Below are 26,094 nucleotides of genomic sequence, written 5' to 3'. Positions count from 1 at the left end.
CGTTTCCTTTACAACGAGTAACTCACCATGCCTCTGCTCTCCGTCGACAATGCCTGCCTTGCCTATGGGCACGTCGATCTCCTCGACCATGCGGAGTTCCAGCTCGACGCAGGTGAGCGGGTTGCGCTGATCGGGCGCAACGGCTCGGGCAAATCGAGCCTGCTCAAGGCTATCGCAGGCGAGGCAATGCTCGATGACGGTACGGTGTGGCGCCAGTCCGGACTGAAAGTGGCCTATGTGCCGCAAGAGGCGGACTTCCCGCGTGAGCGCGATGTCTTTGCGACGATCGCCGACGGCCTGGGCGATGCGGCCCGTCTGTTGGTGCAGTATCACGACGCGATGCACGCAGTTGCGGAGTCGGCGACTCCGGACGCGTTGGCACATTTGGCTGCGATGCAACATGAAGTCGACGCTGCGGATGCCTGGCGGCTCAATCAGCGCGTGGATGAAGTCATTGTCCGCCTTGCGCTACCCGGCGACGCCTTGATTTCCAGCCTGTCGGGTGGCGGGGTCAAGCGCGTCGCGCTGGCGCGTGCGCTAGTTGCCGAGCCGGACCTCCTGCTGCTCGACGAGCCGACCAACCATCTCGACATCGACGGCATCCTGTGGCTGGAATCGCTGATCCGCGACTTTCGCGGCGCAGTGGTCGTGATTACCCATGATCGTGTCTTTCTTGACAATATCGCCACCCGTATCATTGAGCTCGACCGTGGCAAGCTCGGCAGCTACCCTGGACGATTCAGTGACTACCTGCGGCGCAAGGCCGAAGAGTTGGATGCCGAGGCGAAGGCGAGCGCACGCTTCGACAAGGTGCTCGCGCAGGAGGAAGTGTGGATTCGCAAGGGTGTCGAGGCCCGTCGGACGCGCAACGAGGGCCGCGTGCGTCGCCTGGAGGCGTTGCGTCGGGACCGTGCGGCACGACGTGATCGGCTCGGCAGTGTGAAGCTGGCCGTCGACAAGGGGGAGCAGAGCGGTCAGATGGTCGCCGAGCTAACCAATGTCACCAAGCGTTTTGGCGATCGGGTCGTGGTGCGCGATTTTTCGACGCGCATCATGCGCGGCGACCGGGTCGGTCTCATTGGACCGAATGGCGCCGGCAAGACCACCCTGCTCAAACTGATTCTCGGCGAACTTGAGGCAGATGCCGGGACTGTGCGTCGCGGCACGCGTCAATCCGTCGCGTACTTCGACCAGTTGCGAGCACAACTCGACCCTGAACTGCCGCTGACCGAAGTCATCAGCCCGGGCTCCGATTTTGTCGAGATCGGCGGCGAGCGCAAGCATGTCATCGGTTATCTCGGCGACTTCCTGTTTGCGCCGCAGCGGGCGCGTTCGCCAGTCAAGTCGCTGTCCGGTGGAGAACGCAACCGCTTGCTGTTGGCACGCCTGTTCGCGCGTCCGGCGAACGTGATGGTGCTCGATGAGCCCACCAATGATCTCGACATCGAAACCCTGGATCTGCTCGAAGAACTTCTCGCGAGCTACGACGGCACCCTGTTTCTCGTCAGCCACGATCGTGCGTTCCTCGATAACGTCGTCACGCAGGTCATCGCCGCCGAAGGCGATGGTCGCTGGGGCGAGTACGCGGGAGGTTACGCCGACTGGCAGCGGGTCACGCAGGCCGCAGCCGAACGTGACGCGGAGCAGGCGCGTTCGGTTGCGACGCAGGCAAGACAGGCCTCGCCGACCACTGTCAAGTCTGCACCGGCCCCACGTCCCGGCAAGCTGTCGTTCAATGAGAAGCGCGAACTCGACGCCTTGCCCGATCGCATCGCTGCGCTGGAGGCCGAGCAATCTGCCTTGCAGGCACGCATGGGCGACCCGGTGCTCTACCAGCAGGCCCCGCAGGAGATCACCCGGATCAAGGCGCGTCTCGACGCACTGGAATCGGAGGTTGAAGCGGCGATGGAGCGCTGGGAAATCCTGGAAGGCCGTGCGGGCTGACTCCGCCTTCAGCGCAAGAGACCGCCGATGCCGTGAAACCACGCGGCAGCGGCGATTGCGCCAAGAAACACCGCAAGATGGAAGGCCGACCACAGGCGGTAACGGTTCGCCAGGCCGTCCGGATCGAGATCCGAGATGAGGTAAAGACGATTCGCCCCCGGTTTGCGCACAACATGCGCTTCCGGCGCCGAGAGTACCTCGTGGCGCAACTTCATCACTTCGCGCCGTGCCTGACTACGGGCAAGCTCCCACTCGCGCAGATCGATTTCCCCATCGCCGTCCAGATCGAAGCGCGCCAGCAAATCCTTACGGTCGGACTTCCAGTAATCGAGCAGTTCGCGGATCTGGCGGGCGGTGTCGAGCTCCGGCGAAATGCTGCCGAGCGTCGCAAAATCGCCGATGACGTACACCCGGTCCTGCGCAATCAGGCACCACTGAGTGTGGCGTAGCTCGCCCTGACGGAACACTTCACGCCGGCTCACCATCATGTCGGCCCCTTCCGGATCAACGGCACACACACCGCTGCCATCGTCGAGCAGGAAGGAGGCATCGCTCTCGTCGGTGGCGACGTGGCGCCATTTGCCGTCGCTTTGTTTGCGTTCGGTGCGTACCCGGTACCACAGCACCGGCAAGCCGTTGACGGGCGACAGCAGTGGTGTGCCGTCGAGCGGGCGCCCGCGTCCGCGCAGTTCGACATAACCCTGTGCGGCGGACGCAACGCGTGAGGTCGGGGTGTCGGTGATGAGGCGGCCGGCCTTGATGGAGCGCAGCCAACCATACAGGCCCGTTGTCATCAGAAATCCGAAGCCGACCACCCAGCCCCAGCCAGGATGGGTCTTAACGATCGCTGCGACCGTGACTAACTGCAGTGTCGGCAGCGTAACGTTCGCGGTGTCGCGGCGCAGGCGGGTCAGCATGCTGCGGGGGGCGCTACCGGGATCAGACGCTGAACAACGCCTTCAGGTCGATATCAGTCTTCTCCGCGCTGGCGAATTCGAGCAGAGGCTTTGCTGCGAACTGGAATACCCGGGCAATGAACAGATCAGGAAATTGCTCGATGCGCACGTTGTGGAGATTGACCGATTCGTTGTACCACTCGCGTCGGTCCGCGATGCTGTTTTCCAGCGCCGTGATGCGGGTCTGCAGTTGCATGAAATGCTCGTTCGTCTTGAGTTCGGGATAAGCCTCTGCAACCGCGAAAATCTGCCCCAGGCCCATGCGCAGCATGCCTTCGGCCTTGCCGAGTGCGGTGACGTCCTGCTGTTCGCGGGCGCTGGCGACGCGCGCGCGGGCTTCCGTCACCCGTTGCAGTGTTGCCTGTTCGAACTGTTTGTACTGTTTGCAGACTTCGACCAGCTTGGGCAACTCGTCGTGGCGCTGCTTGAGCAGCACGTCGATATTGGCCCAAGCCTTGGCAATGTTGTGCTTGAGTTGCACCAGCCCGTTGTACGCGACAACCGCATAGAGCAGCGAAACGACAAGAATGCCGAACGCAATAGCTGCAGAAATGCTCATTGTGTGTCCTCCCGTTATTTTCGCCGCATCATATACGCAATCCCGTCTCTGCAAACCGGTCCCAGCGCGGGCGCGCGCGCTCGTCCCGTTTGGGCCCCGCACATACGTGGCCCGGTTCCGTTTCAGGTTGCGGGTGGGAAGAAACGGTAAAGCTCTTCTGCAGGGGTTCCCAGGCGCGCCAGAAGCGGCTCACGTCCCAGATGCACCAGTTTTCCGATCTCGGCGATGTCGTCAGGGAGTGCGTCGTTGTCCCAGCCGGACGCGAGGTGGCGTGCAAAGTCCGCGGCGAGCTGGACGTTGCGCACGCGCGGATTGTCGGCGTGTGCGTCGTCCATTAGCGTGATCAGCAACTCCGGCAGCTTCCACGCCCGCACCAAGGCGACCTGGATTTCCTGCTCGCTGACGCCGAACACTTTGCGTTGCGCCTCGGTGCTGCGCAGCCAGTGGTTGGCGCGCTGCATTTCGTACACGCGCAAGGTGAGGGTCGGTGCGAAGGTCCAGCACATGATCTCGACCGCTTCGAGCAGAAGCGCCGCGACCGTGACCTCGTCGACATCCAGATCATGCCGCAGGATCGCCCAGTCGCGCGCATAGTGGGCGGCGCGGCGCGCGCGGCCAATGACCTTGAGCACACCGATCAGCGCGTTGGGGTGCTCGGCCAGGGTGTCCTCGACGGTTGGCATCGCCGAGAACTTGTTGAAGAAGGGTGTGATGCCCATCATCATGATCGCGCGGTCGATGGTCGTGATGTCGTGATTCTGCTTGGCGGGGCGGTTGGCCTGCAGCGTGGTCAACAGCTTCATCGTCATCAGCGGATCGGCCAGCACGACGGCGGCGATCTGCTTGCCGCTGACGGAATCCTGCCCCACGGCGAGGACTTCGAACTCCCGCAGCGTGCGGCGCAGTACCGGCACATTTTGTGCAGACATGAAATCGACGTAGGCGTCGACCGAATTGAGCGGGGCGTCGATGAGGGCCATGAAAGTCGTGCCGGAGGCTGATGACGGGATTATCGGCCTCGGATCCTGCGAAATGAAGGGGTAATTGGGAGAGTTGAAAGGAAGGTCGCCGGTATTCGCTATAATCGGCCCCAAAAACACCACGTTCGTGCACCGCACCGCACCGCAACCGGAGAGGAGTAGGCCGCAAGTGAATGCACCGTTCAAAGCGTTCCTGATCGATCAGGACGAGAACAAGAAAGTCGTCAGCGGCATGGCGACACTCGATAGGGACGGGCTCGACGCAGGCGAGGTACTGATCCGCGTCCGGTATTCCAGCATCAATTACAAGGATGCGCTCGCGGCGACCGGTGCCGGCAAGATCATCCGGCGCTTTCCTTGCGCAGGTGGTATCGACTTGTCGGGTGAGGTGGTCGAAAGCGCGGATGTGCGATTCCGGCCGGGTGACAAGGTCATTGCCACCAGCTTCGATATCGGCGTGGCACACCATGGTGGCTATGCCGAATACGCTCGCGTTCCGGGGGGGTGGGTGATTCCGTTGCCGGACGGACTTGATCTTTTTGAATCGATGGCGCTGGGGACTGCCGGGTTCACCGCGGCGCTGGCGATCGTTCGCATGGAAGACAACGGCCTTGCTCCCGCGAATGGACCGGTCGTTGTCACTGGCGCCACGGGCGGCGTCGGCGGCTTGGCCATCGACATGCTGGCGCGACTCGGTTACCACGTGGTCGCGCTGACCGGCAAGGAATCAGAAACCGATTACCTGAAGATGCTTGGCGCCACGGAGGTGCGGCTGCGCAACGGCATCGATTTCGACAAGGTGCGCCCGCTCGAGGCTGCGCAGTGGGCCGGTGCAGTCGATAACGTCGGTGGGCAAATCCTGCACTGGGTGCTCGCGACCATGAAACAGGCAGGCACGGTCGCAAGTATTGGCAACGCAGCCAGCTTCAACCTGAATACCACAGTGTTTCCGTTCATCCTGCGCGGGGTCAGCCTGCTGGGTGTCGATTCGGGCTACATGGGTTTCCCCACGCGGCAGCGTGTATGGGACCGATTGGCTGCAGACCTGAAGCCGCGTCATCTGGCTGCAGTGACTCGGACGATCGCGTTCGACGATTTGCCGAACGCCTTCGACGCCTTCATAAAGGGTGAGATCAAGGGCCGTACCGTAGTGAATATCGGTGCCTGACACCCGTTCCGGGAGACCTGCCTCAATGAGCGAGCAAGAACATCAGCCGTTGCCCAAGGTGCTGATCGTCGACGACTCGCGCATGGTGCGGGCCTCGATCGTGAAGCTGATTCGCGGCCGCTTCGAATTCCGCGAGGAGGTCGATGGCGAGGCGGGCTGGCAGGCCTTGTTGGTCGACCCGACGATCCAGCTGGTGCTCACCGACATCGGCATGCCGCAACTCGACGGTTACGGTCTATTGCAGCGGATACGCAGTTCCAAGTTGTCGCGAGTGCACGAATTGCCGGTGATCGTCATTTCCGGCGACGAGGACGATAGTGCCCGTGAGCGAGCGCGACAGCTCGGCGCCAACGATTTCATCACCAAGGGGATCGGTGCCGCGGAACTTCTGGCACGCCTCGACTCGCTCACCAGACTCGCGGAGGCGCGTCGGGAACTGGAAGAAAGCCGCGCGGCACTCGCCAATCAGAGCCCTGTCGATCCCGTGTCGGGTCTTGCCACCGAGTCCTACATGAAGTGGCGCGGCGAGCAGGAGCTTGCCCTCGCGCGGCGCCATCAGGCCGACCTCAGTGCGCTGGTTGTCGAGATCGATCGCTACGACCAGCTGACCGCCTCGTACGGCGCGCATGTGGCTCAATTGGTGACCCGCAAGTTGTCGGGCATTCTCTCGACCCGGGTGCGCAAGGAGGATACGGTCACCCAACTCGCTCCCGAACGGTTCGTCGTGCTGTCGCCGAGCACGGATCTCCCGGGCTGTTGCGCCTTCGCCTTGCGCATGCAGAAGGCGATGGAAAAGCTGGTCATGACCTATCGCGAGGACCGTATCCGCATTAGCGTCACGGTCGGTGTCGCCAGTTCGGCAGTGGACGGCGTACAAAGCGTCAGCGAGTTGATCGGTGTTGCAGTCAAACGGGTGGATGCGGGCAAGCAGGCAGGTGGTAACCGGGTGGTCGGCGATCAGGGTGAGGTTAGCCAGGAGATCGTCGACCGCCTGTTGAAACAGGTGATCAGCATCGATCAAGCACTTTCCCAGATCAAGGCGGGTGAGACCGCCGAGCTTGTCACGCAGTTGCCCCTGGTGATAGCAACGCTGATGCCGTTGCTGCAACTGATGGAATCCCGACTCGCCTGCGGGATTCCGCTTGAACGCTTGAATAACTACAATGCCGGCCCAGAGGCTGGCACACAGGGCACACAGAAGGCCTGAGTGGCAGCATCGCAATACAACAAAAACAAAGCAGTAAAAAAAGGTGGCGCTACGGACAACCGGTTGGTGACGGTGCCCGTCAAGCGCCTGATGGCATGTCAGTAAGTGCAGGGATCATTGAAGGGAGAGGAAGCTTATGACCACGTACAAGGAATTTCACCGCCGTTCCATCGACAAGCGCGATGAATTCTGGGCCGAGCAGGGCCAGCTCATCGACTGGAACAAGCCCGCAGAGCAGATCTGCGACTTTTCCAATCCGCCGTTTGTGAAGTGGTTCAAAGGGGGGGAAACCAACCTTTGCTTCAATGCGGTGGACCGCCACGCAGCCCAGCGCCCGAACGATCGCGCGCTCGTCTATATTTCCACTGAAACCGACGAAGAGAAGATCTATACGTTCGCCGAGCTGCAGCGCGAAGTCGAGCGTATGGCGGCGATTTACCAAGACCTCGGCGTCACCAAGGGTGACCGGGTACTGATCTACATGCCGATGATTGCGGAAGCGGCATTTGCCATGCTCGCCTGCGCGCGCATCGGTGCGATCCATTCGGTGGTGTTCGGCGGTTTCGCCGCGGGCTCGCTCGCGACCCGCATCGACGACGCCAAACCGGTGCTGATGGTGAGCAGCGACGCTGGTATGCGTAACGGCAAGCCGGTGCCGTACAAGCACCTGGTGGACGAATCCTGCAAGCTGGCAGAATTTCCGCCGAAGAAAGTCCTGATCATCGACCGTGGCCTCGACAAGGGTTTCCCGAAGGTCGCCGGCCGCGACGTCGATTATGCGGAACTGCGCGCGAAACACATGGACGCGAAGGTGCCGGTGACGTGGCTGGAATCGTCCGAGCCGAGCTACATCCTGTACACCTCGGGCACCACTGGCAAGCCCAAGGGCGTGCAGCGCGACACCGGCGGCTACGCGGTCGCGCTGGCCGCGTCGATGAAGCACATTTTCACCGGCGACGCCGGCGAAACAATGTTCTCGACGTCCGACATCGGCTGGGTCGTCGGTCACAGCTACATCATCTACGGCCCGCTGCTCGCCGGCATGGCCACGATCATGTACGAAGGCACGCCGCTGCGTCCGGATGCCGGCATCTGGTGGCAGATTGTCGAGAAGTACAAGGTCACCGTGATGTTCTCGGCGCCGACCGCGGTGCGCGTGCTGAAAAAGCAGGACCCGGCCTTCCTCAAGAAGTACGACCTGTCCTCGCTCAAACACCTGTTCCTCGCCGGCGAGCCGCTCGACGAGACCACGCACAAGTGGATCATGGACGAGTTGGGCATTCCCGTCATCGACAATTACTGGCAGACCGAGACCGGCTGGCCGATGCTGTCGGCCATCCGTGGCATCGAGAAGACCCCGATCAAGTACGGTTCGCCGAGCTTCCCGGCCTATGGCTACGATCTGCGCATCTTCCGCGAAGACGGGACCGAGTGCGGGGCGGACGAGAAGGGAATCGTCGGTGTCGTGCCGCCGCTGCCGCCTGGTTGCCTGTCGACCGTGTGGGGGCAGGACGACCGCTTCGTCAGCACCTACTTCACGCTGTTCAAGGACCCCGTGATCTTCTCGTCGTCCGACTGGGGTATCAAGGACGCAGATGGCTACCACACCATCCTCGGGCGCATGGACGACGTCATCAACGTTGCGGGTCATCGTCTGGGGACGCGCGAGATCGAGGAAGCCATCCAGGCGCACTCGGCGATTGCCGAGGTGGCCGTGGTTGGCGTCGCCGATCAGCTCAAGGGACAGATGCCGATGGCCTTCGCCGTGGTCAAGGATGCCTCGCGTGTCGACTCCGCGGAGAAGCGTGCCGGGCTGGAGAAGGAAGTGATGAAGACTGTCGACAATCTGCTCGGGGCGATTGCCCGGCCGGCGCGCGTACACTTCATCTCGGGCCTGCCCAAGACCCGTTCGGGCAAGATGCTGCGCCGTTCCATCCAGGCCCTTGCCGAAGGTCGCGATCCGGGCGACCTGACCACGATCGACGATCCGAGCACGCTTGAACAGATCCGGGACGCAATCGCAGGCTGATTGCTGGTTGCATCAACAAATAAAAACCGCGCCTCTGGGCGCGGTTTTTATTTGCGAGGGTCATCAGGCGCTCGTTTGTCCTTTGGATCCGAGCCGGCGGACTGCTCATACGCCATCTCGATTTCTTCCTGAATGGTCCGCCACATCGGCTTCAGCAGGAACCGCATGCCCTTGATAATGCCCTGCACATCCATCATCGATGGAATGCGTGTCCCCCGGTGTTCGACGGCCCCGCCGATCTGGCGCACATCGACCCCCAGTTTGGCGAAATGCGAGGCAAGGCGTGGTTCGGTCAGTACGAAAAGGGTTTCGATTCCGCTCCGCGCAGCGAGGGCAATGGCACCCAGATACAGCCCGATCGGAATGTACGGGAAGCGCGGCTGTATTGTTGAACCAAAGTCTTCGTCATGGATCGGCGCGTCAGCCACCGTTTCGCCGCGTCGGCGGCGGTAGGCGGAGCGCACCGCGAGCCGCGAAACCTCGGCGATCTGCTCTCGGGGAAGTCGTGCCGGATCTACGATCGAACGGTCCAGCGTCGCCGCGCACGTGCGCTCGAACGGCAGCAGGTAATCCGGTTCGTTGGCCTTGGCCAGGACGACGCGGGTACACCCGACTGGTTTCCTCGGTTCCGTGCTTGTGCTCAACAGGCAGTGAAGGCTATGCGAATCGTACTCGTCGGTTTCCCGCCGGTCAGGTCGAACCGGTTCGAAGCGGAGTTCTTCGCAATACACCTCATGCCGAACACGATAGACGTCATCGCGCAGCGAATCAGTCGTCGCTGGATGGATTTCGAAGTATTTTCTGAATCCATGGCCGAGATTGAATCGGTCGAACAGAAGCAACGGCAGTCTCCTTTGGCTCTGTTACCGGTATGCTTATTGAATCCAGGGTGCCAGGTCTCCAATGGAGGTCCCGATCCCGGCCTGCAAGATCCTCCCGCCGCGACTCCTGCCGGGTAATCATAGTCCATCTTGGTATCGGCGGGTATGTGTCAGATTCCGCGAACGGGGCCGCAAATATCGGTGGACGTACGTTTCTCTCATGGAATGAATTCTCTATCATGACTCAGGCGGCACTCCAACAAAGGGGAAGAGTGGTGAGTACGTTCGACTACGATACCGCGTTCGTCCGGAACCTCGGTTGGGTGACCCAGGCGGAGCAAGGGCTTCTGCGGCGCAAGCGCGTCGCGATTGCCGGCATGGGGGGGGTCGGTGGCGTACATCTGGTAACGCTCGCGCGGCTCGGCATCGGCGCATTCAATATTTCCGACTTCGATAGTTTTGACGTCGTGAATTTCAATCGGCAGGCCGGGGCAATGATGTCGACGCTCGGGCGTCCGAAAGTTGACGTGCTGGCGGAGATGGCGCTCGATATCAATCCCGAGCTGGAGGTCCGCCGTTTCCCTCAGGGTGTGGCAGACGAGAATCTTGACGCGTTCCTTGAAGGGGTCGATCTTTACGTCGATGGTCTCGATTTTTTCTCGTTCGCAGCCCGCCGCGCAACGTTCGCGGCCTGCCACCGTCTGGGGATACCGGCTGTCACGGCCGCACCGCTCGGGATGGGGGCGGCGATGCTGGCATTTCTCCCCGGAGGGATGAGTTTCGAAGAGTACTTCTGTCTCGACGGCTGCGACGAGGAGGAAATGGCGATACGATTTCTCCTGGGCTTGTCGCCGGCGATGCTGCAGCGCGGATATCTTGCCGATCCCTCGTACGTAAACCTTGCTGAACGGCGTGGTCCATCCACTATAGTTGCATGTCAGCTGTGCGCCGGCGTTACGGCTGCTGAAGGGCTCAAGATCCTTCTCGGGCGCGGCAAGGTGTTCGCCGCGCCGCGGGCTTACCAGTTCGACGCGTACACAAACCGTCTTGTCCGAACATGGCGCCCTGGGGGAAATCGCAATCCGCTTCAGGTCCTCGGCTTGTGGATCGCGCGTCAGCAGTTACGGCGAATGAAAAATGCCGGAGCGAAGCATGGCTGAGCGCGAAACCCTGCTACGCATTCTTGATCTCGCGCGTTGGGCGCCAAGCGGCGACAACACACAGCCTTGGCGGTTCGAGATCGTCGCGCCGGATCACATCGCGATTCATGGTTATGACACGCGTGACTGGTGTCTGTACGATTTCGATGGCCATGCCAGTCACATGGCTCACGGAGCGTTGCTGGAAACGCTGAGGCTTGCTGCGACCGGCTTCGGGCTGGATGCCAGCTGGAGCGTGCGAAACGCCGCGGAGGACAGCTGCCCGATCTACGATGTGCTACTTCGCGAGTCGTCTGGCGTGTCCGTCGATCCGCTTTTGAGCTTTGTCGAACAGCGCGTTGTGCAACGCCGTCCGATGTCGATCAAGCCGCTTACGGCCGTGCAAAGAAGTGCGCTGGCGGCCGCGCCCGGGCCCGCCTACGACGTGCAGTTCCTGGAGTCATCGCGCGATCGACTCAAGGTCGCGCGGTTGTTATGGGACAACGCGCATATCCGCCTGACGTGCCCGGAGGCCTATGCGGTCCATCGGGAGATCATCGAGTGGGGTGCGCGTTACAGCAAGGACCGGATTCCGGAGGGGGCGGTGGGGGTCGATCCGCTTACCGCCCGCCTGATGAAGTGGGTGATGCAGCGTTGGGAGCGCGTGGCATTTTTCAACCGGTACCTGTTGGGCACGATTCCTCCCCGCATCCAGCTGGATTTCCTCCCGGCGCTGGGCTGTGCCGCGCATGTCCTGCTGCGCCCGCGTGAGGCTCCCGTCGGGCTCGCCGACTACGTTCGCGCGGGCGTCGCCATGCAGCGTCTCTGGCTGTCCGCGAGCGCCGTCGGTCTGCATTTGCAGCCGCAGATGACGCCCGTTATTTTTCGATGGTACGCCCGCTGCGGCAGGACGTTCTCGGCCTTGCCCGAAATCGGTCGCCAAGCTCTCGTGCTTGCTGGCGATTTCGAATCTCTGGTGGGCGCAAACGCGGGCAGTCCCTTCGTATTCTTCTGCCGGGTGGGGCGCTCCGCAGCACCCGCGTCGCGATCGCTTCGCAAGGATCTGGGCGACTTGCTCGTCTAGTTCGACATCGCTGCACATCGCAACTTCCGCGCCCCATCCGTGACACCACTGGCCCGCCGGAAATGCCCTTGCCGATTCGCCCGGCAAGCGGCCCTGTGCGCGCTTTTGCGCGTTGCCGAATCGGCGCAAATTCCATAACGATTCTAGCCGTTCGTCGCCGTCGGAAAATTTTACACTCGCCCTGTCCTGCACTCGCGCTGCGTCGTATGGGCACGGATTTCTCACGTAAATACAAGCCACTACAGATTTGGCCTGGAGATTGCTTAGGTTGGTTGTCGTCAGATCCGCTTCGCTGACCCGCGCAAACATTCCTCATCAGCATCAAGTAGGAGGCAACAATGAAAACCAAACTCAAGACAGCTTCGGCGGTTGGCGCACTCCTGGCGGCGCTGTCCCTTTCGCCGCAGGCTCAGGCCGTGGATACCCTGGTCCAGTTCTCCACCACGGGAACCGGGACAGGTGTTGATGACGGCGCGCTAGGTAATTACGACATCACGGGAATCAACGAGTTCGATTGGCAGTCGTCGGGCGATTTGCTTATTTCGGACAACTTGAGCGGAACTGGCTCCTTTGCGGATGGCGTCCTTGTCGACTCGCTCGCCATTTGGGCGGCCACCGCTGTTGTCGGCGACACGGTGACCTTCGACATCGCGGCCCAGGCCAGACTGAATGACATGCTCGACGCCTTGGGCAACAGCGTCGCACCTGCCACCCTGGACACCAACGGCACGGTAGACGGGGACGCAGGCTTCGAGATCACCGCGACCCTGACGGGCACCGAATCGGCGACGCTGATCGCGCCGGGAATTCTCCAGTTCAACACCATTTCTGGTACGTATTCGTTCTTCTATGATGAATCGCCAGACTCCGTGGTGGAAACCGGTGCCGGATTTACCGACGGAACAGATTTCCTTTCCGGCAGTCTCCTGTCGGTAAACGGAACCTTCCAGTTTGGCGCGGGCGGAAACAATAATCTGGTCAACAGCGTCGACGCCTATTTGTCCAGCTTTATCCAGTCCGATCCGCAGTCCCTGCAACCGCTGTCCGGCACAACTTTCGATACCCTGGTGTCCTTGGTCTCCCTGAACGAAGCTTCGGCCGACGATCTCGGGGATACGGTCGCCGGACGAGTGGTTGTGGCGGGTGACCTGGTCCGTAAAGCCGACGCCAATTCGGAGTTTTCAGCTACACCGGTTCCTGAACCGGGCACGCTGATTCTGCTGGGTAGCGGCCTGCTGGGCCTCGCGGGACTCCGTCGCCGCGCAACCGCGCGCGTAGCTTGAGTGCCGTAAAGGGGCTGCCCGCGCCAGCGCGTGGGTAGCCCTTGTGAGTGTGTTGCGTCTTTTGGGGGAGGTCTCAAATGAACACGCCGATCAAGGCAATTACGGCGGCGCTGGGCTTCATGCTCTGCGCCATTTCGCCGTCTACACACGCGGAATTTCCCACTGACGTTCAGTTCAGTACTGCGGGAAATGGCGTATACAATGTGACGGGCATCAATGAGTTCGACTGGCAGTCGTCCGGCGATCTGGTGGTCGTCAATGCCTTGCCGGTGCCAGCAATTGCTTCTGGAAATACCGTCACGACGTTTGCCCAATGGGTTGGCCTGGCATCCATTGGCAACACGGTAATCGTCAACGTCCATGGCCATGCCCGATTGAACGCCATGCTGGCCCCGGACGGCGGTAATATTTCGCCTAATACTCTTTCGAAGAATGGGGCAACCTGTGATGCGGGTAGCGGGTGTTTTGAAGTTACAGCCGCCTTTTCCGGTGAGGAGTCGGCTACGCTGATTGCGCCGGGAATCATTCAGTTCACGACTTTGACCGGCAGCTACAAATTCTATTTTGACGACACGCCAGATTCGAACGTCGGCAACACGGATTCCAACCCTCCGGGACCTGTAAACAACAATTTCATCGATGGTATTGCTTTCCTGGAGGGCACCCTGGTGGGCGTTTCAGGATTGTTTCAGCAGGGGGTCGGAGGCAACAATCTGATCCGGAACACGGTCGACAGCTACAACACGCAATACATTGAGGCGGATCCGGCCGGCGCGGGCGTAAGTCTTTCCAACACCACTTTCGACACCCTGATTACGCTCATCGGCACATTCGACGCATCGGTGCCTGATGGTGATCCGATCGGAAAGACACCTTATGTGGTGCTGCCGCTCGACCTGGTGCTGAAGGCCGATGCCAATTCGGAGTTTTCCGCCATCGAGGTGACTGAGGAAGGTTGCCGCATGACCGGCGGCGGCGTTGACGGGAAGGGCGAAATCACGCTCGCCAAGCTCGCTACCGCCATATCCACCGGCGGCAATCGTTATACGTTCGGCGGACAGATTGGCGCACCAACGGCCTCCCAGCCGCAACCGTTTGGCGAATGGACTCACCATCAGCAGAAGGGACCACAGGGAGACTTCGTCTTGCACCTGGGTACGGCGAGCGCGCCGGCGGAAACGAAGGTAGTGACCGTCACGTGCGTCGACCCGGTGAACTGTCAGCCGGCACGGCCCGCCCCGTTCAAGCAACTTGATTTCACGGGTATCGGGGCGTTCAAGAACGTGCAGAGCGGACCGCTGAAGAACGATCCGTTGGTGGTTCCTGGCAAGGGTGGCACATTGCACTTCGTGAGAGTCCACTTCGAGGATCTTGGCGAACCCGGCGCCGGTGGAAAACAGGTCTCCAACCCGATTTGTGAAACCATCCATCAAATCGGCGCGCTTGTTGGCGATCCCACTACCGATGCGACGGCGGCTCAGATTTGCACGAACTGCGCGGACGTGTATACGATCGAAATCCACGCGACCAGCGATCCGGCGAGTCCCGTTATCTATTCGGTAGGTGGATTCATCGACGGCGGCAATATTCAACTCCATCCGCCGATTAAGTGAAATCTGCTTGGTTGTAGCAAAAAAGGGGCAACTTGTTGCCCCTTTTTTTTTTGCCTGGCTGCACTTCCCTCAGCGGTATCGCGCGAACTGGGAACGGCGGCTTTGCCCGTGGCTACGCTTCCCCTTGCGTTGCCCGAGGCAAGCTCGCGATACCGTTTGCGCCGTTGTCATGCATCGGAGTACCCTTCGAGTTGCCGGACAGACCGTCCCCGCAACCAGCGCACCTGAATAACTGTTTGAGGAGCCTTAGCATGGAGCACGCTGCTGAAGCGCTCAGGGTATTTCTGGTCAGGAATGTGTTCACGCCCATGAGCGGACTCACATTTTCAGACTGGATGTCATTGCTTAGACGACACGGCTTCAGGATCGCCCCGCGCTATTGGCCGCGGGCGGCCTTCGTTACGCTCAACAGCATCGCAACATCGGTTCGGAGCGCTCGCGAATCGAGAGAGTTTGAATCAAGAATTCGCGACGTTCAGATCAAAGCCCCAATATTTGTTCTTGGACACTGGCGCAGCGGGACCACGCACCTTCATAACCTGCTTTCCCTGGATACGCAGTTTGCATATCCTAATTTTTACCAGGTCACAAATCCGCACACGTTCCTGACCACCGAGGCAGCGGCAAAAAATGCGAAGGCCTTCAAGCTGCTTTCTCCAAAGACGCGCTTGATCGATAACATGGAGGCAACCCTGGATTCGCCGATGGAGGATGAGGTGGCGCTGGCGGTGCTTACCGGGCTGTCTCCCATCCTGGACGTGGCTTTCCCACTGGAGGGGTTGGCGTACGACAAGTATTTGACTTTCAGGGACGTGTCCTATGATGAACGGTCGCGCTGGAAGGATGGTTTTCTGCTTTTCATGAAGAAACTGACCCTGCTGAGCGGACGTCAACTTATTCTGAAATCGCCGCCGCATACCTGTCGCATAAAGTTACTGCTCGAACTGTTTCCCGACGCGTTCTTCATCCATATCCACCGAAATCCCTATGTGGTGTTCAAGTCGTACGCACGCTCAATCAAGATCATGCAGGAGATGATGCAACTGCAGCGGGCCGATAACAGCGGCTTGGAGGCGAGAATCATCGAGCAATATAAGACGATGCACGATGTGTTCCTGGAAGAGCGTGACCTTGTGCCCAAGAATCGCTTTTTTGAGCTTTCCTATGAAGAGATCGAGCAGCATCCGATGCTGCAGATTCAATCAATTTATGAGCACTTCGGTTTGCCCGGGTTTGAGGCGATGAAGCCGTCTCTGGGCAGCTACCTGGGAAAGATCAGCAATTATCAAAAGAGCGAGCTTTCGGATTTGTCGCCTCAGTTGAAGAAAAGAATATCCGATGCATGGGGCAGGTACTTCGACGAGTGGGATTATTCCGTATAGGGCTACAGCGGGCGATTTCGCGGTGCTTTCGCGTGAATCGGAACAAGGTCTGGGCTGTAGCGGAGGAAGGCTCCGGCCTGAAGTTGCCTCGTGATGCGGACCTTATTGGCAAGTGTGGCCGGCCGAGGGCCAGACTGGGGGACGACTGAGCAAAGGCGTCGCCACTATCAGCTGTTTGCCGCCGTGCTGCTGTCGCGCTGACTCTGGGGTTGAAGGCGCCGCGCCGGCACGCCACCCCAAACCTCTCCGGGCGCGATCCGCGTGCCCTTGGAGACAACGGCGCCGGTCGCGACGATTGCGCCGTCGCCGATAGTGACTCCGGACAGCACGCACGAGTGCGCGCCGATGGTCACATTATTGCCAATCCGGATTGGATAATGTGCAAGTTTCTCGCCCTCGATCACGTGGGGAACGAGCAGGGCGAACTGGCCAACAATGCTGTTGCTGCCGATCTCGACGAAAATCGGATCCAGGATGATTCCGGAGCTGTACGTGTTTTCACCCAGGCGTGCGCCAAGTGCCAGGTAGATCAGGCGAAGGATCGGAACCGGGACGGCGCCGCTGCGCATGAGGGGGTAGAAAAGCACGAGAAAGAACAGCAGATATACGTGGTAGATGAATTCGGCGCGCGAGTTGTGTGGAATTTCCCCTTCGGGCAGGGGCTGCAGCCACAGGAACAATCTGTACGCAGCGATGCCATAGACGATCACCAGGATCGCGGCTGCGGCCACGATTGCGATGCCGCGGAAGTCCCCTAGCGGTAGTGCTCCAAGCGTTCCCCACGCGGTGCCCGCCGCGAGCATCAGGACGATGGCGAGGATCGTGATGAAAGTTGCGATCTGACCCGGCGATATTTTTCTCATGAGTGCAGCTCCAGGATTTCGGTGATGGTGCCGGCCAGTGCTCCGGCCGGGTTCTGCTCCCGCATGATGTTGGCCAGATCGCCGGCTCGGCGCCGATATTCGGGGGCGTGCAGCAGGGTGCGTATTGCTTCTTGCAAGCGCTGCACCGTGGCACTCTCGGGGCGCAGCGAAAGGCCGGCGCCGTAGGCCGTTACGTACTCCATGTTCAGGTGCTGATCGAGGTTGGAAGGAATTCCGAGTACCGGTACTCCGCGCGCGAGCGCTTGATGACTGGTTGGACTGCCGCCATTGCAGATGACGAGGCGCGCGCAATCGGCCATGCGATCGCCTGGAAGATAGTCGGCCACAATCGCATTGGCGGGGGCGTCGTGGATGCGAATGCCGCCTGTAGCGACGGCGATCTGGCAGTCCAGTCCCGATAGCGCACTGAGAATTGTCGGCAGGAGCGTGGCTGATCCCGAACTGCCCATCGTTACATAGACGAAAGGCTTATCCGCAGTTTGTTGCCGCGGAAGTTCCGGCATCGGGATCGGTGGCGACCACTCGACCGGCCCAATGTAGCGATGGTGCGCGGGCAGTCCGCTGGTGGGTACAAGTTGCGGTATATCGGCGTACAGAGTGATGTCCGCATCGGTATATGCGCGACGTAAATCGAATCCGAGCGATGGTTGGCCGTACTCGCGGCGCAGACTATTGAGCGGCAGCGTGTGCCAGGCGAAGGCGAGAGGGCGAGAAAGGGTGAAAAGTGCCGAGGCGAGGGGTACGCCGAGTGCCCGCGTCATTGGCAGGCTTGGTACCGGAATGCGGCGCCTCGTTGCATATGGGCTCCAGTACGCGTTGGTCAGAGCGACGTAGGGCACTCTAGCCGCACGGGCCGTTGCCGACAGGGAGAGCCGAAAGTCGCCGACAATCACGTCCGGACGCAGTGTGTCGATAAGACGTAAATCCTCGCGGGCATATTGCTCGAGTGTTTCCCGCGGGTAAAGGCGATGGCCCTGGGCCAGCCGCCGCATGAACACCTGCGGGGCGATTGACTGGAGGTCTACCCGCTGCCACGGCCAGTCCGGGAAGAGCGCCAGATAGGTGTCCGCGCAGGCGAAGACGATTTCCCAGTCAGCCGCGTCGAGGCCGCGGGCCAGTGCATAAGGACGTGCGACGTGGGCGAGTGTAACGGCCTCGGCGATGAACAGGATGCGCTTTCGGTGTGTCACGAAACGTCCCTCCACCGTTTCACACGGATAGATTCAATCAATGGCGAGACCGGAGATACGCGCTGCCACGAATTGTCATACTAGCGCATGCACCGAGCCGCGTATCTCGTCTCGTCGGGGCAAGGTGCGGATTTCGGTTGAACATCCTGTCGGGAGGCCCTGCTTGGCTTGGACGCCCGTCTGGCGGCTACGGCCCCAATGCTGCAATGATTGAATTCAGTTCCTGGTGCGACTCGTCAATTATCGATATGACGTGATCGGCGACGGCCGGACGGGGGGCACCCTGCGGGCCCGAGAACGGATTTGCGTGGGTGGCGATACCGTTTGCGGTGAAGAGCACTTCCGCCAGGCTTTTCGGTCGGTCGCCGGCGTATGGGGCTTCGTGGTCGCGGACTGACTGGAGGATGGATTCAGGAGCGTCGAGGGCGCTGAGCACGGCATGGCCGATACTCGAATGCCACTCGTCGAGAATGCGTCCGAGTTCGTCCGCGTCGCGAACGACTTCGGGGTGGCGGGCGACCTGCGATAGCAGGTAGAAGTGGCCGATGTCGTGCACCAGTCCGGCGAACATGGCTTCATCCGGATTGATCCGCGTCATCCGCCGGCTGATGACGTAGGAGAGCGCGGCCACGTCAAGGCTGTGCTCCCACAGGGTGCGGGCCTTGTCGAGGTAGGGGGCCATCTCCTTTTCCAGCATCAGCTGCTGGATCGCGACCGAAATGGCGAGAGTGCGGATCGCAGAGAAGCCGACCCGCATCACGGCTGATCGGATATCGGTGATTTCCTTGCCGGACGGATTCAAGGCGGCCGAATTCGCCAAGCGAATGACCTTGGCTGATACCAGTGGTTCGGCGACCACGACGCGGCTGAGAGTATCGACCGTCAGGTCAGGCCTGTTCAACGCCATGCGGATTCGCATGGCGACGTCGAGGTAGGTCGGGAAGCTGACGTCGCCGGTGGAGAGATCCTCGGCGATTCCGAGCAGGAAGCGGTGGGCGGGGCTGTCGATTGCGGACATGGTTATGAACGCCGGCCGTTGAGCAAGGTTTAGCGTAACACCATGTTGTCGCGGTGAATCAGTTCGGGCTCGTCGATATAGCCCAGCAGTTTTTCGATTTCGACGCTGGGCTTGCGGGCAACGCGGCGGCATTCGGTGCTGCTGTAATTGACGAGGCCGCGGGCGATCTCCTCGCCGCCCGGTGTGCGGCAGGCGACTGCCGAGCCGCGTTCGAAGTCGCCGCGAACTTCGATCACGCCAACGGGCAGCAGGCTGCGGCCACTGCGCAGCGCGGCGACGGCGCCGTCGTCGATCACGAGGTCGCCGGCGAGTTGCAGATGGTCGGCAAGCCACTGCTTGCGCGCCTGCAGCGGCGAACTGGTGGCGTAGAGCAGCGAGCCGAGCGGTTCGCCATTGGCAAGGCGGATCAAGCCGTCGGATTCATGGCCGCTGGCGATGCAGGTGTGGGCGCCGCTGCGCGCAGCACGCTGGGCAGCGCGAATCTTGGTGATCATGCCGCCCTTGCTGATGCCGCTGCCGGCGCCGCCGGCCATCGCCTCGTAGGACTTGTCCTCGGCGCGACCTTCGGAGATCAGTGTGGCGGTCGGATCCTGACGCGGATCGGCGGTGTACAAGCCTTTCTGGTCGGTGAGGATGATCAGTGCATGCGCTTCGATGAGGTTGGCGACCAGTGCGCCGAGGGTGTCGTTGTCGCCGAACTTGATCTCGTCGGTGACGATGGTGTCGTTCTCGTTGATGATCGGAACGACGCCCAGTTCCAGCAACGTGGTCAGCGTCGAGCGTGCGTTGAGATAGCGCTTGCGGTCGGCGAGGTCCTCGTGCGTCAGCAGGATCTGTGCGGTGTGAAGGCCGTGACGCGAGAAGGCGTCCTCGTAGGCTTCGACCAGCCCCATCTGGCCAACGGCCGCCGCAGCTTGCAGCTTGTGCATTTCATGCGGGCGCTTCGTCCAGCCCAATCGCTGCATGCCGGCCGCAATTGCCCCGGACGATACCAGCACCACCTGCTTGCCGGCATTGCGCAGTACGGCTATCTGTCGGGCCCAGTCCGCCATTGCGGCCTTGTCGAGGCCTGCACCGTTGTTGGTGACGAGGGCGCTGCCGACCTTGACCACCAGGCGGCGTGCGTTGCAGATCTTGTTTCGCATGATCGATGACGGCAAGCGTGGGCTAACGGGGAGGGAATCGTGGCGCAATGCCACGGTGGGCGTTTATCGTCCTGGCTGATCCGGGCTCTCTCCGGCGTCGACATCGTCGGCGTCGTCGGTTGCGTCGTCGCCTTCGGCGAGAATGGCGTTCAGGCGGGCCTCGTAGGCGGCTTCTGCTCGTGCGTCGGCCTCCGCGGCAAGGCGTGCTTCTTCGGCTGCGCGTTCGGCACGTTCGGCCAAGGCTTGAGCGCGGTCGGCGTCGAGGAAGTCCTGGATTGCGAAGATCAGCTTCCTGCAACCCTCACCGTTGAGCGCGGAAATCTCGAAATGCCTTTCCACCGGGCCATAGGTCTCGAGGAAGGCGGCAACGCGGGCGGCGCGTTCTTCTTCGGGGATCAGGTCGAGCTTGTTGAGCGCGAGCCAGCGCGGCTTCTGGTAAAGCGATTCGTCGTACTTGCGCAATTCCTCGACGATCGCCTTGGCATCGCGTACCGGATCGGCTTCGGGGTCGAACGGTGCGAGGTCGACCAGATGCAGCAACACCCGGGTGCGCTGCAGGTGGCGCAGGAACTGGTGCCCCAGTCCGGCGCCGTCGGCCGCACCCTCGATCAGGCCGGGGATGTCGGCGATCACGAAACTGCGGTTTTCATCGGTGCGTACCACGCCGAGATTCGGCGCAAGCGTCGTGAAGGGGTAGTCGGCGACTTTCGGCTTGGCGGCCGAGACGGCGCGGATGAAGGTCGATTTGCCGGCGTTGGGCATGCCCAGCAGGCCGACGTCGGCGAGTACCTTGAGTTCGAGCTTCAGCGCGCGGCGTTCGCCTTCCTCGCCCAGCGTACGTTTGCGCGGGGCGCGGTTGACGCTCGACTTGAAGTGGATGTTGCCCAGGCCACCCTTGCCACCGCGGGCGATCATGACCCGCTTGCCGTCCTCGTCCATGTCGGCGATGAATTCGCCGGTTTCCTGGTCGGTGATGACGGTGCCGACCGGCATGCGCAGCACGATGTCTTCGCCGCCCTTGCCGTAGCAATCCTTGTTGCCGCCATTCTCGCCGCGCTGGGCGCGGTGGATGCGGGTGTAGCGGAAGTCGATCAGGGTGTTGAGATTGCGGTCGGCCTGCGCAAAAATGCTGCCGCCGCGTCCGCCGTCGCCGCCGTCGGGGCCGCCGCGGGGGACGAATTTTTCGCGTCGCATGGAGGCCGAACCGTTTCCGCCGTCACCGGCAATGACCTCGATGCGTGATTCGTCAATGAACTTCATGTGTGGTGTGCCTGTGGCAAAAACAAAAAAGCCCTACCGCAAGGATAGGGCTTTTCGAACCGTAACGCCGGAAATCAGGCGGCTTCGGGCACGATGACGACCGTGCGGCGGCGCAGGGCGCCCTTCACGGTGAACTGCACGGTGCCGTTGGTCAGCGCGAACAGGGTGTGATCCTTGCCGATGCCGACGTTTTCGCCCGGGTGATACTCGGTGCCGCGCTGGCGAACGATGATGTTGCCGGCGAGGACGAACTGGCCGCCGTAGCGCTTGACGCCAAGGCGTTTCGATTCCGAGTCGCGGCCGTTACGGGAACTGCCGCCAGCTTTTTTGTGTGCCATGTCGAATTACCTCCGGACTCAGGCCGAGATCGCTTCGATGCGAAGCTCAGTGTAGTTCTGGCGATGCCCCTGGTGCTTCTGGTAATGCTTGCGGCGGCGCATCTTGAAAATCTTGATCTTGTCGTGACGGCCGTGGGAAACCACGGTCGCCGTTACTGTGGCGCCGGAAACCACCGGGGTGCCGATCTTGACCGACTCACCCTCGCCGACCATGAAAACCTGGTCGATGGTGATTTCGGAGCCCACGTCTGCCGGTATCTGTTCTACCTTGATCTTTTCGCCGGCTGCGACGCGATACTGCTTGCCGCCGGTTTTTATCACCGCGTACATGGTGTTGCTCCAGTTGATGGGTTTGCAAAGGAATCGCGCACTTTATCTGAATCGATGCGGAATCGTCAAGGAAATCAGCACTTAGGCGCGATTCGGGCGCTTGCCTGCGAGACTCGGCGGGGCGCGGGTATTCCCTATGCTGACAGAGCGATGGTGCACATCTATGATTCGGATGTTGTCAGACAAATTTCCTGGATGAGCGAGCCGAATCGTATGGGGGCGAGTGAGAGGTCGGAGCGTGCGCCGCGTTTGAGCGATGTCGTGGCGCGCCAGCTGGAAGGGTGGATCAGCGAGCAAGGGTTGCAGAGCGGGGCGCTACTGCCGACCGAGAAAGTGCTGTGCGAGCGCTTCGGCGTGAGCCGGGCGGTGATCCGCGAGGCGATTTCGCGCCTCAAGGCTGATGGGTGTGTGATGACTCGGCAGGGCTCAGGGGCGTATGTGGCTGCGTTGCCGGGGCAGGGGAGCTTTCGCTTGGTGCGTGCGTCGTCGGGTGCGCATGCGTTGCCGGCGGCGGAGATTTCCGACAGCGAAGTTTCGGATATTTTCGAGTTGCGCTATCTGGTCGAGACGGGGGCGGCCGAATTGGCCGCGCAGCGCCGCTCGGGTACCGATCTTGAGCGCATGGCTGCGGCTCTCCAGCGAATGGCAGAGGCGCTGGTATCCGGTGCGGATGCGGTGTCCGACGACGATGCCTTTCATGTGGCGGTCGCGGCGGCAACACACAACACGCAGATTGAGCGTTTTCAGGTCTTCATGGGCCAGCAGTTTTCGGATTCCCGGGCGCCGACCTGGAGTGCGGAGGGGCACCGCATTGGCCGTGCGCGCGACGCGCAGGCGGAGCATGCGAGGATATTCGACGCGATTGCGGCCGGTGACGCTGTGGCAGCACGCGCGGCCGCGGTGGCGCACCTGGTCGGCGCGGCGCGGCGATTGGGGCTGGATGCGCAGCGTTGGGGCGCAGCGGTGGGCAAGGTGGCGGTGTGTGCGGTGCAAGCGCAGCACGAACTGGAGAGTGAGCGATGAACATGTTGTCGGACCCGGTAATCCTGGGGGAGCAGGAGGCGGACTTTTCGGCCGTCGACAAGGCTCGGGTGGTGGAGGCGCTGGCGCGGGTGCTGCCTGCGGGCGCATTGATGTACGAGTCGGAAGACCTGCATCCTTACGAGTGCGATGGTCTGTCGGCATATCGGCAGTTGCCGATGGTGGTTGCCCTGCCGACGACCGAGGAGCAGGTGGTAGCGGCGCTGCGCATCTGCAGCGAGATCGGCGTGCCGGTGGTGGCGCGTGGTGCGGGCACCGGGCTGTCGGGCGGAGCGCTGCCGCACAAGTTCGGCGTGGTGCTGTCGCTGGCGCGCTTCAACCGGATCCTGCATCTGGACCCGCATGCACGCACGGCGGTGGTTCAGCCGGGGGTGCGCAATCTTGCGATTTCCGAGGCTGCTTCGCCGCATGGGTTGTATTACGCGCCGGACCCGTCATCGCAAATCGCCTGCACCATCGGCGGTAACGTCGCGGAGAATTCCGGCGGCGTGCATTGCCTGAAATACGGTCTGACGGTGCACAACCTGTTGCGCGTGCGCGGTGTGACGATCGACGGTGAAATCGTCGAGATCGGCAACCATGGGCTGGATGCGCCGGGTTACGACTTGCTGGCGCTGGTGACCGGGTCGGAGGGCATGCTGGCGGTGGTCACGGAAGTGACCGTCAAGCTGACGCCGAAGCCGCAGCTCGCGCAGTGCGTGCTGGCGGCGTTCGACGACGTCATCAAGGCGGGCGCGGCGGTCGCGGAGATCATTGCCGCCGGGATCATCCCCGCCGGCCTCGAAATGATGGACCAGCCGGCGACTGCGGCGGTCGAGCAGTTCGTGCATGCGGGATATCCGCTCGACGCGAAGGCGATCCTGCTGTGCGAGTCCGACGGTACACCGGAGGAGGTCGCCGAAGAGATCGAACGCGTGCGCGCGGTGCTGGAGAGTAGCGGTGCGACCGAGATCCGCGTGTCGCGCGACGAGGCCGAGCGCATGCGCTTCTGGGCCGGCCGCAAGGCGGCGTTCCCGGCGGCGGGGAGGATTTCGCCCGATTACTATTGCATGGACGGCACGATTCCGCGCAAGCGCCTGGGCGAGATGCTCGAGGCGATCCAGGCAATGGAAGGCAAGTACGGGCTGCGCTGCATCAACGTGTTCCACGCCGGCGACGGCAATCTGCATCCATTGATCCTGTTCGATGCAAATCAGGAGGGCGAACTGGAGCGGGCGGAGGGCTTCGGCGCCGAGATCCTCGAGTTGTCGGTGGCCCTTGGCGGCACGATCACCGGCGAACATGGCGTGGGGATCGAAAAGATCAATCAGATGTGCAGCCAGTTCACGCGCCCCGAGCTGACGATGTTCTTCCGCGTGAAGGCCGCGTTTGACCCGCGGGGCTTGTTGAATCCGGGCAAGGCGATCCCGACGCTGAATCGCTGTGCGGAATATGGCCGCATGCGGGTCAGCAACGGCCACATTCCCTATCCGGATATCCCCCGTTTCTGATGGATCGGGGCTGGATCCAGTTTCTCCTCGTCGTGGTGCCGGTGTTGTCGTTGATCGGCTCGTGGTTGGCATTGCGGACGATGGCCGGACGGCGCGAGGACAGAGTGGATGTGCGTAAAGCGCGGAGCAAGGTACAGAGCAAGGCGGAGAGCGAATGAGCGATTTGACTGAACAATGGTGCGAGCGGGTGCGCGCCGCGGCGACGTCGGGTACGGCGCTGCAGTTGCGCGGTGGCGCGACAAAGGGGTTTTACGGCCGCAACCCGGCGGGCGAAGTTTTCGATACGCGCGGGCATGCGGGTGTGGTCAGCTACGAGCCGACTGAACTGGTCGTGACGGTGCGTGCGGGTACGCCGCTGGCGGCACTCGAGGCGCTGCTGGCCGAGCGCAATCAGATGCTGGCCTTCGAGCCGCCGCATTTCGGTGCCGGCGCGACGGTCGGAGGCTGCGTCGCGGCGGGACTCTCGGGCCCGCGACGACACGCGGCGGGCGCGCTGCGGGATTTCGTGCTTGGCGTGAAGATCATCGACGGACGCGGCGATGTGTTGTCCTTTGGTGGCCAGGTGATGAAGAACGTCGCCGGCTACGACGTGTCGCGCGCGATTGCGGGCAGCCTGGGTACCCTGGGACTGATTCTCGACGTGTCGTTGAAGGTGCTGCCACGCCCGGTCGCGGAGACGACGCTGCGTTTCGCGATGGGGGAGAAGGAAGCGATCGATCGCCTCAACGACTGGGGCGGGCAGCCCCTGCCCTTGTCCGCTTCGGCGTGGTGCGAAGGCGCGCTCCACCTGCGTTTGTCGGGGGCGGAAGCGGCCGTCCGTTCAGCTGAACGCAAGCTCGGTGGCGAGGTGCTGGCGGCCGACATGGCGGGGAATTTCTGGCAGAGCGTGCGCGAACACACCGATGATTTCTTTGCCACCGCCACAGCGCCGGGCGAGGTCCTGTGGCGGCTGTCGCTTCCGAGTTCCGCGGCGCCGGTGAAACTCGCCGGGCAGCAGTTCATCGAATGGGGCGGGGCGCTGCGCTGGCTGCGCTCGGATGCGGCGGCCGACACGATCCGTGAGCGTGTCGCCAGCCTTGGCGGGCACGCCACGGCGTTTCGCGGGTTCGACCGCGAGGGCGAGGTGTTTCACCCGCTGGCTGCGCCGCTGATGGTGATCCATGGCCGCCTGAAACAGGCCTTCGACCCTGCAGGCATCTTCAATCCCGGCCGCTTCTACAACGGACTCTGACC

General features: G+C 61.9%; 24 protein-coding genes. 13 read left to right on the top strand and 11 right to left on the bottom strand.

Going from position 1 to position 26,094, the window contains the following annotated elements; all coding sequences use genetic code 11:
• Positions 1–27: 27 nt before the first annotated feature.
• Positions 28–1,944: an ATP-binding cassette domain-containing protein gene (locus tag GPA25_RS16210; protein ID WP_169261441.1), complete on the top strand. Its 1,917-nt coding sequence runs from the start codon at positions 28–30 to the stop codon at positions 1,942–1,944.
• Positions 1,945–1,952: 8 nt separating this feature from the next.
• On the opposite strand, the gene GPA25_RS16205 is transcribed toward GPA25_RS16210, so the two are convergent.
• The 3 genes from GPA25_RS16205 to GPA25_RS16195 all read right to left on the bottom strand — a co-directional run bounded on the left by GPA25_RS16205 (position 1,953) and on the right by GPA25_RS16195 (position 4,439).
• Positions 1,953–2,861 carry an EF-hand domain-containing protein gene (locus GPA25_RS16205; protein WP_169261440.1) on the bottom strand — a complete coding sequence of 303 codons (909 nt, stop codon included), beginning with the start codon at positions 2,859–2,861 and terminating at the stop codon, positions 1,953–1,955.
• 22 nt (positions 2,862–2,883) lie between these two features.
• Positions 2,884–3,459 (bottom strand): LemA family protein, encoded by a 576-nt coding sequence (locus GPA25_RS16200; protein ID WP_169261439.1) that lies wholly within the window; start codon positions 3,457–3,459, stop codon positions 2,884–2,886.
• A 122-nt stretch (positions 3,460–3,581) separates the two neighbouring features.
• Positions 3,582–4,439: an HDOD domain-containing protein gene (locus GPA25_RS16195; protein ID WP_169261438.1), complete on the bottom strand. Its 858-nt coding sequence runs from the start codon at positions 4,437–4,439 to the stop codon at positions 3,582–3,584.
• 169 nt (positions 4,440–4,608) lie between these two features.
• On the opposite strand from GPA25_RS16195, the gene GPA25_RS16190 reads away from it, so the two are divergent.
• The 3 genes from GPA25_RS16190 (at position 4,609) to GPA25_RS16180 (ending at position 8,843) form a co-directional block, all read left to right on the top strand.
• Positions 4,609–5,607, top strand: a complete 999-nt coding sequence (locus GPA25_RS16190; RefSeq protein ID WP_169261437.1) for an acrylyl-CoA reductase family protein — start codon at positions 4,609–4,611, stop codon at positions 5,605–5,607.
• Positions 5,608–5,632: 25 nt separating this feature from the next.
• Entirely contained in the window at positions 5,633–6,814 is a 1,182-nt protein-coding gene (locus tag GPA25_RS16185) for a GGDEF domain-containing response regulator (RefSeq protein ID WP_169261436.1), read from the top strand.
• Between the two features lie 136 nt (positions 6,815–6,950).
• Complete coding sequence (locus tag GPA25_RS16180) at positions 6,951–8,843, top strand: propionate--CoA ligase (RefSeq protein WP_169261435.1); 1,893 nt, start codon at positions 6,951–6,953, stop codon at positions 8,841–8,843.
• 47 nt (positions 8,844–8,890) lie between these two features.
• Here the strand turns inward: GPA25_RS16180 and GPA25_RS16175 are convergent, their stop codons facing one another.
• A complete protein-coding gene (locus GPA25_RS16175) occupies positions 8,891–9,685 on the bottom strand; it encodes a PEP-CTERM/exosortase system-associated acyltransferase (protein WP_169261434.1) in 795 nt (264 codons plus the stop codon).
• A 218-nt stretch (positions 9,686–9,903) separates the two neighbouring features.
• On the opposite strand from GPA25_RS16175, the gene GPA25_RS16170 reads away from it, so the two are divergent.
• The 5 genes from GPA25_RS16170 to GPA25_RS16150 all read left to right on the top strand — a co-directional run bounded on the left by GPA25_RS16170 (position 9,904) and on the right by GPA25_RS16150 (position 16,165).
• Entirely contained in the window at positions 9,904–10,824 is a 921-nt protein-coding gene (locus GPA25_RS16170) for a ThiF family adenylyltransferase (protein ID WP_211163165.1), read from the top strand.
• Positions 10,817–11,887 (top strand): nitroreductase family protein, encoded by a 1,071-nt coding sequence (locus tag GPA25_RS16165; RefSeq protein ID WP_169261433.1) that lies wholly within the window; start codon positions 10,817–10,819, stop codon positions 11,885–11,887. The genes GPA25_RS16170 and GPA25_RS16165 overlap by 8 nt, the downstream gene beginning before the upstream one ends.
• A gap of 338 nt (positions 11,888–12,225) precedes the next feature.
• A complete protein-coding gene (pepA, locus tag GPA25_RS16160) occupies positions 12,226–13,170 on the top strand; it encodes a flocculation-associated PEP-CTERM protein PepA (RefSeq protein ID WP_169261432.1) in 945 nt (314 codons plus the stop codon).
• 77 nt (positions 13,171–13,247) lie between these two features.
• Entirely contained in the window at positions 13,248–14,783 is a 1,536-nt protein-coding gene (locus GPA25_RS16155) for a hypothetical protein (protein ID WP_169261431.1), read from the top strand.
• 251 nt (positions 14,784–15,034) lie between these two features.
• Positions 15,035–16,165 carry a sulfotransferase family protein gene (locus GPA25_RS16150; protein ID WP_169261430.1) on the top strand — a complete coding sequence of 377 codons (1,131 nt, stop codon included), beginning with the start codon at positions 15,035–15,037 and terminating at the stop codon, positions 16,163–16,165.
• 167 nt (positions 16,166–16,332) lie between these two features.
• Here GPA25_RS16150 and GPA25_RS16145 read toward each other — a convergent pair whose 3' ends face one another.
• The 7 genes from GPA25_RS16145 to rplU form a co-directional block, all read right to left on the bottom strand.
• Entirely contained in the window at positions 16,333–17,028 is a 696-nt protein-coding gene (locus GPA25_RS16145; protein ID WP_169261429.1) for a DapH/DapD/GlmU-related protein, read from the bottom strand.
• Positions 17,025–18,239, bottom strand: coding sequence for a nucleotide disphospho-sugar-binding domain-containing protein (locus GPA25_RS16140; RefSeq protein WP_169261428.1), 1,215 nt, complete (start codon positions 18,237–18,239; stop codon positions 17,025–17,027). Before GPA25_RS16140 ends, GPA25_RS16145 begins: the two co-directional genes overlap by 4 nt.
• Before the next feature lie 187 nt (positions 18,240–18,426).
• Entirely contained in the window at positions 18,427–19,257 is an 831-nt protein-coding gene (locus GPA25_RS16135; RefSeq protein ID WP_169261427.1) for an HDOD domain-containing protein, read from the bottom strand.
• 29 nt (positions 19,258–19,286) lie between these two features.
• Positions 19,287–20,402, bottom strand: a complete 1,116-nt coding sequence (gene proB / locus GPA25_RS16130; protein ID WP_169261426.1) for a glutamate 5-kinase — start codon at positions 20,400–20,402, stop codon at positions 19,287–19,289.
• A 63-nt stretch (positions 20,403–20,465) separates the two neighbouring features.
• Positions 20,466–21,662 carry an Obg family GTPase CgtA gene (gene cgtA / locus GPA25_RS16125; protein ID WP_169261425.1) on the bottom strand — a complete coding sequence of 399 codons (1,197 nt, stop codon included), beginning with the start codon at positions 21,660–21,662 and terminating at the stop codon, positions 20,466–20,468.
• Between the two features lie 74 nt (positions 21,663–21,736).
• A complete protein-coding gene (gene rpmA, locus GPA25_RS16120; RefSeq protein WP_050416912.1) occupies positions 21,737–22,000 on the bottom strand; it encodes a 50S ribosomal protein L27 in 264 nt (87 codons plus the stop codon).
• Positions 22,001–22,018: 18 nt separating this feature from the next.
• Positions 22,019–22,330, bottom strand: a complete 312-nt coding sequence (rplU, locus tag GPA25_RS16115) for a 50S ribosomal protein L21 (protein WP_011236298.1) — start codon at positions 22,328–22,330, stop codon at positions 22,019–22,021.
• 54 nt (positions 22,331–22,384) lie between these two features.
• Between rplU and GPA25_RS16110 the strand changes: the two genes are divergently transcribed.
• The 4 genes from GPA25_RS16110 to glcE are packed head-to-tail and all read left to right on the top strand — an operon-like array spanning position 22,385 to position 26,092.
• The gene (locus GPA25_RS16110) at positions 22,385–23,353 is read left to right on the top strand and encodes a FadR/GntR family transcriptional regulator (protein WP_343034969.1); all 969 of its coding nucleotides are present in this window, start codon (positions 22,385–22,387) and stop codon (positions 23,351–23,353) included.
• Entirely contained in the window at positions 23,350–24,861 is a 1,512-nt protein-coding gene (locus GPA25_RS16105) for an FAD-linked oxidase C-terminal domain-containing protein (protein ID WP_169261424.1), read from the top strand. Before GPA25_RS16110 ends, GPA25_RS16105 begins: the two co-directional genes overlap by 4 nt.
• Entirely contained in the window at positions 24,861–25,019 is a 159-nt protein-coding gene (locus GPA25_RS16100) for a hypothetical protein (RefSeq protein WP_169261423.1), read from the top strand. Before GPA25_RS16105 ends, GPA25_RS16100 begins: the two co-directional genes overlap by 1 nt.
• Positions 25,016–26,092, top strand: a complete 1,077-nt coding sequence (gene glcE, locus GPA25_RS16095) for a glycolate oxidase subunit GlcE (protein ID WP_169261422.1) — start codon at positions 25,016–25,018, stop codon at positions 26,090–26,092. The genes GPA25_RS16100 and glcE overlap by 4 nt, the downstream gene beginning before the upstream one ends.
• Positions 26,093–26,094: the final 2 nt, after the last annotated feature.

This window comes from Aromatoleum diolicum, from assembly GCF_012910955.1.
Classification (GTDB): Bacteria; Pseudomonadota; Gammaproteobacteria; order Burkholderiales; family Rhodocyclaceae; genus Aromatoleum; species Aromatoleum diolicum.
Note: the sequence above shows the minus strand (reverse complement) of the source record. Positions and strands in the feature narration are given on the sequence as shown.

Coding starts and splice junctions, on each gene's coding strand:
- GPA25_RS16210 (WP_169261441.1), top strand. CDS start 28: ATGCCTCTGCTCTCCGTCGACAATGCCTGCCTTGCCTATGGGCACGTC.
- GPA25_RS16205 (WP_169261440.1), bottom strand. CDS start 2,861: ATGCTGACCCGCCTGCGCCGCGACACCGCGAACGTTACGCTGCCGACA.
- GPA25_RS16200 (WP_169261439.1), bottom strand. CDS start 3,459: ATGAGCATTTCTGCAGCTATTGCGTTCGGCATTCTTGTCGTTTCGCTG.
- GPA25_RS16195 (WP_169261438.1), bottom strand. CDS start 4,439: ATGGCCCTCATCGACGCCCCGCTCAATTCGGTCGACGCCTACGTCGAT.
- GPA25_RS16185 (WP_169261436.1), top strand. CDS start 5,633: ATGAGCGAGCAAGAACATCAGCCGTTGCCCAAGGTGCTGATCGTCGAC.
- GPA25_RS16180 (WP_169261435.1), top strand. CDS start 6,951: ATGACCACGTACAAGGAATTTCACCGCCGTTCCATCGACAAGCGCGAT.
- GPA25_RS16170 (WP_211163165.1), top strand. CDS start 9,904: ATGACTCAGGCGGCACTCCAACAAAGGGGAAGAGTGGTGAGTACGTTC.
- GPA25_RS16165 (WP_169261433.1), top strand. CDS start 10,817: ATGGCTGAGCGCGAAACCCTGCTACGCATTCTTGATCTCGCGCGTTGG.
- pepA (WP_169261432.1), top strand. CDS start 12,226: ATGAAAACCAAACTCAAGACAGCTTCGGCGGTTGGCGCACTCCTGGCG.
- GPA25_RS16155 (WP_169261431.1), top strand. CDS start 13,248: ATGAACACGCCGATCAAGGCAATTACGGCGGCGCTGGGCTTCATGCTC.
- GPA25_RS16150 (WP_169261430.1), top strand. CDS start 15,035: ATGGAGCACGCTGCTGAAGCGCTCAGGGTATTTCTGGTCAGGAATGTG.
- GPA25_RS16145 (WP_169261429.1), bottom strand. CDS start 17,028: ATGAGAAAAATATCGCCGGGTCAGATCGCAACTTTCATCACGATCCTC.
- GPA25_RS16135 (WP_169261427.1), bottom strand. CDS start 19,257: ATGTCCGCAATCGACAGCCCCGCCCACCGCTTCCTGCTCGGAATCGCC.
- proB (WP_169261426.1), bottom strand. CDS start 20,402: ATGCGAAACAAGATCTGCAACGCACGCCGCCTGGTGGTCAAGGTCGGC.
- cgtA (WP_169261425.1), bottom strand. CDS start 21,662: ATGAAGTTCATTGACGAATCACGCATCGAGGTCATTGCCGGTGACGGC.
- rpmA (WP_050416912.1), bottom strand. CDS start 22,000: ATGGCACACAAAAAAGCTGGCGGCAGTTCCCGTAACGGCCGCGACTCG.
- rplU (WP_011236298.1), bottom strand. CDS start 22,330: ATGTACGCGGTGATAAAAACCGGCGGCAAGCAGTATCGCGTCGCAGCC.
- GPA25_RS16110 (WP_343034969.1), top strand. CDS start 22,385: ATGCGGAATCGTCAAGGAAATCAGCACTTAGGCGCGATTCGGGCGCTT.
- GPA25_RS16105 (WP_169261424.1), top strand. CDS start 23,350: ATGAACATGTTGTCGGACCCGGTAATCCTGGGGGAGCAGGAGGCGGAC.
- GPA25_RS16100 (WP_169261423.1), top strand. CDS start 24,861: ATGGATCGGGGCTGGATCCAGTTTCTCCTCGTCGTGGTGCCGGTGTTG.
- glcE (WP_169261422.1), top strand. CDS start 25,016: ATGAGCGATTTGACTGAACAATGGTGCGAGCGGGTGCGCGCCGCGGCG.